The organism is Weizmannia sp. CD-2023 (assembly GCF_036225245.1).
GTDB classification, from domain to species: Bacteria; Bacillota; Bacilli; order Bacillales; family Bacillaceae_C; genus Weizmannia; species Weizmannia faecalis.
In genome coordinates, this window is record NZ_JARTJQ010000060.1 from 40,422 (window position 1) to 46,489 (window position 6,068).

A 6,068-nucleotide genomic window follows, 5' to 3' on the forward strand; every position below is an offset into this window, starting at 1 on the left:
AAGGTCGGCCGGTTTATTCAATGGGGAGATTAAGATGAAATATGCAATCGGTGTCGACCTTGGGACAAGTTCTGTTAAAGTATTGCTTGTTGACCAAAATGGACAGGTGGTTTCATCTGTTTCCAAATCCTATCCGTTAATGCAGCCGCACCCGGGTTACAGCGAACAGGATCCGGAACAATGGGTCGAAAAAACAGTTCAGGCTTTGAAAGAACTAACGGAAAAATCCGAAGTATCCCGCGATGAGATTGAAGGACTCAGTTTTTCTGGCCAAATGCACGGGCTTGTGCTGCTGGACGAAAATCTGCAAGTCATCCGCAATGCCATTCTTTGGAATGACACAAGAACAACGGAACAATGCAAAAAAATCGATCAAGTACTGGGTGGCAAGCTGCTGGAAATTACAAAAAACCCGGCTTTGGAAGGATTTACACTTCCGAAGATGCTTTGGATCCAGCAGTACGAACCGGAAAATTTCCGGAAAACGCGTGTCTTTCTCCTGCCAAAAGATTATCTCCGTTACCGGTTAACCGGAACGATTGGCATCGATTACTCGGATGCAGCGGGCACCCTGTTGCTAGATATCGTTAATCAATCGTGGAGCACGGATATTTTGCGCACATTTGACATCCCGGCCGGCATTTGCCCGCCGCTTGTTGAGACGGAAGCAGAAGTCGGCACATTATTGCCGGACATCGCTGCGACGTGCGGTCTTTCTCCTGCGACCAAAGTGTTTGCCGGTGGGGCGGACAATGCCTGCGGTGCAATTGGCGCCGGCATTTTAGAAGAAGGCAAAGCACTTTGCAGCATTGGCACATCCGGTGTATTCCTTTCATATGAATCAGACAGCAATAAAAACTTTGGCGGCAAAGTGCATCTTTTTAATCATGGACAGAAAGATGCTTACTATACAATGGGCGTTACACTTGCCGCCGGATACAGTCTGTCCTGGTTTAAGGATACATTCGCAAAAGGCGAAGATTTTGCAACATTGCTGGAAGAAGCCGCGCATTCTTCGATCGGGGCAAACGGCCTGCTTTTCACGCCGTTTATTGCCGGGGAAAGAACGCCCTATGCCGATGCAAAAATCCGCGGCACTTTTACAGGCATTGACAGTTCACACACCAGGCGGGATTTTACCCGTGCAGTGATGGAAGGTATTGCCTTCTCTATCAATGAAAGTGTTGAAATTTTTCGGAACTATGGCAAGAACATCGATACCGTGGTATCCATCGGCGGCGGTGCGAAAAGTGACCTGTGGCTGCAAATTCAGGCTGATATTTTTCAAGCAAAAGTTATCAAACTTCAGAATGAACAAGGTCCCGGGATGGGCGCCGCCATGATTGCAGCAAGCGGATTGGGATGGTTCTCTTCTCTCAAAGATTGCGCAGCCGCCTTTATCCGGACGGACCGGACATTTGAGCCAGTACCGAAAAACGTGAAGCGTTACCGGGATTTTTACCAGGTTTATAAAGATGTTTATCCGCACACCGTCGCGATCAATCACCAGTTGTTTGATTTAAGAAGAGTAAACGAATCGCGGTTTGGAGGGAAAACAGATGAAATTTAAAATCAATAATGGCTTGATTTACTTTTTTGGCGCTTTGGGCGGATTATTATTTGGATATGATACCGGTGTAATTTCCGGCGCCCTTCTTTTTATCAAAAATGATTTACACCTGACTTCCTGGACAGAAGGAATTGTCGTCAGCTCCATTCTGTTTGGCTGTATGATCGGTGCCGCAATTAGCGGAGCAATGTCTGACAGATGGGGAAGAAAAAAAGTCGTTCTCATCGCAGCATCTGTTTTCTGTATTGGAGCATTAGGTACCGCGTTGGCACCAAATACTGGTGTTTTAATTCTTTTCCGGGTCATATTGGGCCTGGCAGTCGGAAGTGCCTCTACCCTTGTTCCAATGTATTTATCAGAAATGGCACCAACTTCAATCCGCGGTGCATTGTCCAGTTTGAATCAACTGATGATCATGACAGGTATTTTATTGGCTTATATCATTAACTATGTTTTTGCTGCTACAGGAAGCTGGCGCTGGATGCTCGGTTTTGCGCTGATCCCGGGTTTGCTGATGTTAATCGGTATGCTTTTTTTACCAGAAAGCCCACGTTGGCTTTTGAAACAGGGAAAAGAACCTGAAGCAAGAACGATTCTCAATTATATGAGAAAAGGGCACGGCGTTGAAGAAGAAATACGTGAGATCAAGCAAGCAAACGAACTTGAAAAAAATCAGGGCGGTTTTAGTGAAGTAAAACAAGCGTGGGTGCGGCCAGCATTAATTGCCGGCATAGGATTGGCAGTCTTTCAACAGATCATTGGCTGCAATACCGTTCTATATTACGCACCTACCACTTTTACAAACGTCGGGCTAGGAGCATCTGCAGCTATTCTGGGTACAGTAGGCATCGGGATTGTTAACGTGATCATTACAGCTATTGCAGTTCTTATCATCGATAAAGTTGGTAGAAAACCACTTTTATTAATCGGTAATGCCGGTATGTCTCTTGCCTTATTTGTACTGGGGATTGTAAACGCTTTACTTGGCCCGTCAACTGCTGCCAGTTGGACAACGGTGATTTGCCTGGCTGTTTACATTGCATTTTTCTCCCTCAGCTGGGGACCGGTCGTATGGGTGATGCTCTCTGAAATCTTTCCGCTTAAAATTCGCGGCATAGGCATGGGGATTGGCAGTGTTACAAACTGGCTTGCAAACTTAATTGTCTCCTTAACTTTTCCTAAATTGATTGAACAATTTGGCATTTCAACCATGTTTATTATATATGGCATTATGGGTGTTCTGGCGTTCATCTTTGTAACCCGAAAAGTATCCGAGACAAAAGGAAAAAGCCTTGAGCAAATTGAGATTGATCTCAGACAACAAGCTGAGCATAAAAAATTTAACTTTTCTCAATCCATACAAAAATAATTTATTAAACAACGGCTGCATTAGTCAGTCGTTGTTTTGTTGATTAAGCACATCTGTCTTATATGTATAAAGTAATCTCAATCACGTACTCCGTTATCCAAACTTGACTAATCAATGGAGCTGCAATACTTAGTTAAGTTTCTATACCAAAAGATTTCTTGATAACCAGTATCTGTAAAAAATAGAGTTTGTACTTATGACATTTATAAAAAAATTATTGAAATATAATTTATTTAGGCGTAAGCTGGACATACATCAAATTTTTTACATCACGGAGGTTCTGTAAGATGCGTCTCAGCCAAGTCATAAGAAGCGGCCCAAACCAATACATATGTGAAGAAGAAGCAGCCAAATATTTGGAAGAAAAGCTGGAAGAATTCAGGCATCCGGTTGTCATTACTGGGGTAAAATCATTCGAAGCATTTCAGGAATTTGCGTCAGTACCGCAAAACTGGCCGGTGCTCCAGTACGATCATACCGCAAGTGAGAAAAACATGGCAGAACTGGCGGAACAGGCAGGCCGTGCAGATGTCATCGTCGGGATTGGCGGCGGCAAAGTGCTCGATACGGCAAAGGGAACAGCAGAACTGCTCAACTGTGAAGTCGTGCTCGTTCCAACGCTAGCCGGAACGTGTGCCGGTTATACGCCTTTATCCGCTGTTTATCATGAAGACGGCTCATTCAGTCATGTCGCTTATTACAAACGTTCCGCCTTTTTAACCCTGATCGATTTGCGTATTCTCCTGAACGCACCGGCCGAATATTTGCTGGGCGGAATTGGCGATTCTTTAGCCAAATGGTATGAAGCAGAAGGCATCACCCGTTCCATGAAACATTTGCCGGTGATGGTCGAACTCGGCCTCCGCTCCGCAAAAGCGATTTATGAAGGGATCTTGCGCGACAGTGAGCAGGCATTACACGACCGAAACGAAGGGAAGATAACCGACGCTTTCCGCAATATAGTTGAAATTATAATTGGCGCGGCCGGGACAGTCGGCGGCTTTGCCGGCGAATACGGAAGAATGGCTGGGGCCCACGCCATCCATAACGGGCTGTCCTTCCTGCCGGAAACGCATTCCATTCTGCACGGTTCCAAAGTGGCTTACGGCATCCTTGTCCAATTAGCGGCAACAGGCGATATCAATGAAGTGAAAAAACTGCTTCCGTTGTATCAAAAACTCGGTTTTCCTTATAATCTGGATACACTGCATGTGACGGAAAATCATGGCGCGGCCATTGAAAAAGTCGCAGCATATGCCGCAAAACCCGAAGAATCCTTTCGCCTGCTTGGCAGCTTTACGAAGGCGCAAATTGCAAAAGCAATGGAAACAATCGAACAGCTCACGGCTGAAAAGGCTGATATCAAATGATTGGCACGGGCGGCCCCGGAACAAGGCCGCCTTCACCCTGCTTAAATGCAATCCGTTTGTTGCACCATTTTTTCAAAGTTTCCGCCTTTTCTGTTTGCATCACTTGCAATAGAAATGGCCGCCATAGCGGACTTTCATACGGGATCGCCATTTAAAATGCGGTTATGGAGGCAATTAGGCCTGCCAAAAAATTCGATGCCATATTAATCTTCACCCTTACTTGGATCTGCTTCATCCAGAGACAATCTGACCACTTTCGTATATTCACCTTTTGCTATTTCTTCCGGCGTTGCTTTTTGGTCGAGCTCTTCCTGGTCGTCAAGGCCAGTCGCAAGTGTCGGCTCAACACGTCCGTTCTCTTTTTCCACTCTCTCCACATCCTTATTGAAGTGATGCGGCTAGTTTTCCACGGATGCTCACAATTTATGCGATTGCAGCCGATTGCTCGGTTCTATTTTAAAATTTTGAATTTCTTCTTCCGGCAACCCAGTGTATTTATTGATCACACCTAAGTCTGGTTGCTCCGCTCTGTTTCAGCTTTTTCAATTCTTCCTCTGCCAGCCCGGTGTATTTTGCGATTGATGCCAGATCCTGGTTCTCTTCCAGCATTCTTTTGGCAATCCTTAATGCCGCTCTCCTTTCCCCTTCTTTCAACCCCTCTTTCAATCCTTCTTCCTTTCCTTCTTCTTTTCCTTCTTCTTTTCCTTCTTCCTTCCCTTTTTTGTACCCTTTGTCGTAAAAGGAATTTGGCAGGCGCAGGATTTGGTCGGCTTCTTGCGGATCCAGATTTTTAATGCTTGACATCACAAGTTCATCCTCCTTATCCGTTAATTTAAAATAAGAATCAAAAAATCCATAGATTAGTGCCATTCTTGCCGGGTCGAGTTCCATGCGGGCCATCATTCTTAAGAACTCTACTTTTACCTGTACTTTTTCTTTTTTTGTATACCCCATTTTGCTGAGCAGTGCAGCCGCAACGGGATTGTTGCTTCGAATATATTCTTTCCAGTTTTTCCTGATTAAGTGTATGGACATATAACGAAAACGGATGGACTCAAAGTTGCGGATTCTTACGGTGAAAAGAGAAGGAGTTTCCCTGCGTTTATTATAACTGAAAACAGCAATTGGCAAAACCGGCAAGCGATATTTTTCATAAATGCGGGAATAGTAAATAAACATCCGTTCCGGAAATTCCATTTGATAATAAGACTGCGGTTCCACATGGATGAGGACAACCGTGTCTTCCCCTTTTAATTTCAATTTTGCCAAAATATCAATTCTGCGTTGTTCACCAGCTGTGATGTCTGTAAACAGATCCTGCTGGAGGAATTCCACATCAGAAAAGTCCATCCACCGCGCTACTTCCGGGAAAAAGGCTTCCATGAAATCTGCAAAAAAAGTTTGGATAAGTTCTTTAAACAAGCGGTCGTGCGGCAAATACTCCGCTTTTTCTTCCATTATAAGTTGCATATGCATCCACCTTTCTTTTTCCAAAAAGATGATTTCTTTTCATTTGCAATGCCTGCCAGAGCGCGTCTTCTGACAGCTCCCGGCTGCCTTGCAAATCTGAAATCGTCCTTGCCAGCCTGAGAATTTTCATTTGTGCCCGGCTGCTGAAGTTGTCCTTGCTTGCCCACTGCCTGAGCATTAAACTGCTGCTGTTTGCGAGCGGATTTTTTTGTAGAAAGATTTCGTTTGGCACTGTACCGTTACAAACTTCCGCCCCGTACCTTTCGTACTGCCTTTTCCTTGCTTCCGT

5 protein-coding genes and 1 pseudogene are annotated in these 6,068 nt (G+C 44.9%); 3 read left to right on the forward strand and 3 right to left on the reverse strand.

Annotated features, from left to right (window positions below; translation table 11 throughout):
- Positions 1-34: 34 nt before the first annotated feature.
- The 3 genes from xylB to P9687_RS08440 all read left to right on the forward strand — a co-directional run bounded on the left by xylB (position 35) and on the right by P9687_RS08440 (position 4,309).
- On the forward strand, positions 35-1,570 hold the full coding sequence (gene xylB, locus P9687_RS08430) for a xylulokinase (protein ID WP_061565690.1): 1,536 nt from the start codon (positions 35-37) through the stop codon (positions 1,568-1,570).
- A complete protein-coding gene (locus P9687_RS08435; protein WP_014096118.1) occupies positions 1,560-2,939 on the forward strand; it encodes a sugar porter family MFS transporter in 1,380 nt (459 codons plus the stop codon). The genes xylB and P9687_RS08435 overlap by 11 nt, the downstream gene beginning before the upstream one ends.
- A 287-nt stretch (positions 2,940-3,226) precedes the next feature.
- Positions 3,227-4,309, forward strand: a complete 1,083-nt coding sequence (locus P9687_RS08440; protein WP_014096119.1) for an iron-containing alcohol dehydrogenase family protein — start codon at positions 3,227-3,229, stop codon at positions 4,307-4,309.
- Between the two features lie 203 nt (positions 4,310-4,512).
- On the opposite strand, the gene P9687_RS08445 is transcribed toward P9687_RS08440, so the two are convergent.
- From P9687_RS08445 to P9687_RS08455, 3 genes and pseudogenes are all read right to left on the reverse strand, one after another.
- Complete coding sequence (locus P9687_RS08445) at positions 4,513-4,677, reverse strand: hypothetical protein (RefSeq protein ID WP_013858399.1); 165 nt, start codon at positions 4,675-4,677, stop codon at positions 4,513-4,515.
- Between the two features lie 127 nt (positions 4,678-4,804).
- The gene (locus P9687_RS08450; RefSeq protein WP_014096120.1) at positions 4,805-5,779 is read right to left on the reverse strand and encodes an Rpn family recombination-promoting nuclease/putative transposase; all 975 of its coding nucleotides are present in this window, start codon (positions 5,777-5,779) and stop codon (positions 4,805-4,807) included.
- Positions 5,724-6,068 (reverse strand): annotated as a pseudogene (locus P9687_RS08455) (YifB family Mg chelatase-like AAA ATPase); the annotation flags it as partial. The gene P9687_RS08450 and the pseudogene P9687_RS08455, both read right to left, overlap by 56 nt.